General features: G+C 72.3%; 1 protein-coding gene and 1 pseudogene. Both read left to right on the forward strand.

Annotated features, from left to right (window positions below):
• Window positions 1-284: pseudogene (locus ACLEQD_RS43065) on the forward strand (serine/threonine protein kinase); the annotation flags it as partial.
• A gap of 20 nt (window positions 285-304) precedes the next feature.
• Window positions 305-1,585: serine/threonine protein kinase (locus tag ACLEQD_RS43070; RefSeq protein WP_410391745.1), on the forward strand; the 1,281-nt coding region annotated here is incomplete at its 3' end.

Below are 1,585 nucleotides of genomic sequence, written 5' to 3' on the forward strand. Positions count from 1 at the left end.
TGAGGGCGCCCGCCGCCACCGCGGCCACGGTGGTGCTCGCCGCGGAGGTGCGTGAGCCCGCTCGCGCCGCGGAGCGAGCCGCGTCGGTGAGCTTCGTGGTGACGCCGTGGGCGGAGGTGACGTGCAACGGACGCAAGCTGGGCGAGACGCCGTTCCAGCCGGTGGAGCTGCGCGTGGGCTCGTATGACTGCAAGTTCACCAACTCCGAGCTGAAGCGCACCCTCAGCCGCCGCATCGAGGTGCGTCCCATCGACCTCAACGTGGTGACGGTCAAGTTCGAGTAGGCGCGGCCTTGGACCCTTCCGTGACGCTCGAGGCAGGAACCCACGTCGGCAAGTACGTCGTGCGCCGCAAGCTCGCCGAAGGGGGCATGGCGGAGATCTTCCTGTGCACCGCGCGCGGGCCGGAGGGCTTCGAGAAGGAGGTCGTCATCAAGCGCGTGCGGGCGTTCCTCGCGAGCGACCCGGACTTCGTGCAGATGTTCATCGCGGAGGCGCGGCTGGCCTCGCGGCTCAACCACGCCAACGTGGTGCAGATCTTCGACTTCGACAAGCACGAGGACACCTACTACCTGGCGATGGAGTACGTGCGCGGCTGCTCGCTGTGGGAGTTGCGCAAGCGGAGCAAGGAGGCGATGACGCCGATGCCGCCCGTGCTGGTGGCGCACATCGGCGCGGAGGTCGCGCGCGGCCTGCACTACGCCCACCGCCTGCGGGTGAACGGCGAGCTGCTCAACCTGGTGCACCGGGACGTCACGCCCCACAACGTGCTCGTGTCCTACGACGGCGCGGTGAAGCTCACCGACTTCGGCATCGCGAAGGCGGGCAACAAGCTCACGAACCCCGGCGTGCTCAAGGGCAAGTTCGCGTACATGTCCCCCGAACAGGCCCGGGGCGAGAGCGTGGACGTGCGCACCGACGTGTTCGCGCTGGGCGTGGTGCTGTGGGAGCTGCTCACGGGCGGGCGGCTGTTCCAGGGCGACTCCGAGATCGCCGTCCTGCGCGCGGTGCAGGAGAGCGCCATCGTGCCGCCCGCGCGCCTCAACCCGGACGTGCCGCCGGACCTGGACGCCGTCATCCGCCGCGCGCTGGAGCGCGACCTGTCGCAGCGCTTCCAGACGGCGGGGGAGCTGGAGCGCGCGCTGGCCCAGTGCGTGCTGAACCACGCCCGCTCCGTCGATGACACCGACGTGGGCGCGTTCGTCCGGAGGCTGTTCCCCGTCGCGGCCAGCAACCAGGGGCTGCCCGCGCTCCCGGAGCGGACGGCGCTGGAGGATGGCGCGCTGCCGCGGCCTGACGCTGGCGCCGAGCCGCCGCCCCGCGAGCCCACGGCGGTGATGCCGTCGCGGGAACACGCCTCGGGTGCGAAGCGGAGCGGCTCGCCGGACGAGGACCGCCATGGGACGACGCTGGTGCTGTCGCAGGACGACCGCGCCGCCGACGCCGCGAACGGACGTCCTCCCCAGCCCACGCCGCGGATGCCGCCGCAGTCGCTGGGAAGGGAAGCGCCGCTCACACCCCACGGCAGGCGCGCCGAGTCCCGCGAGGTCCCCGCCGCCGGGTCCTCCGCCGCGCGCCGGGTCGCG

The sequence above is a fragment of the Corallococcus sp. 4LFB genome (assembly GCF_046520365.1).
In the GTDB taxonomy this organism is placed as follows: Bacteria; Myxococcota; Myxococcia; order Myxococcales; family Myxococcaceae; genus Corallococcus; species Corallococcus caeni.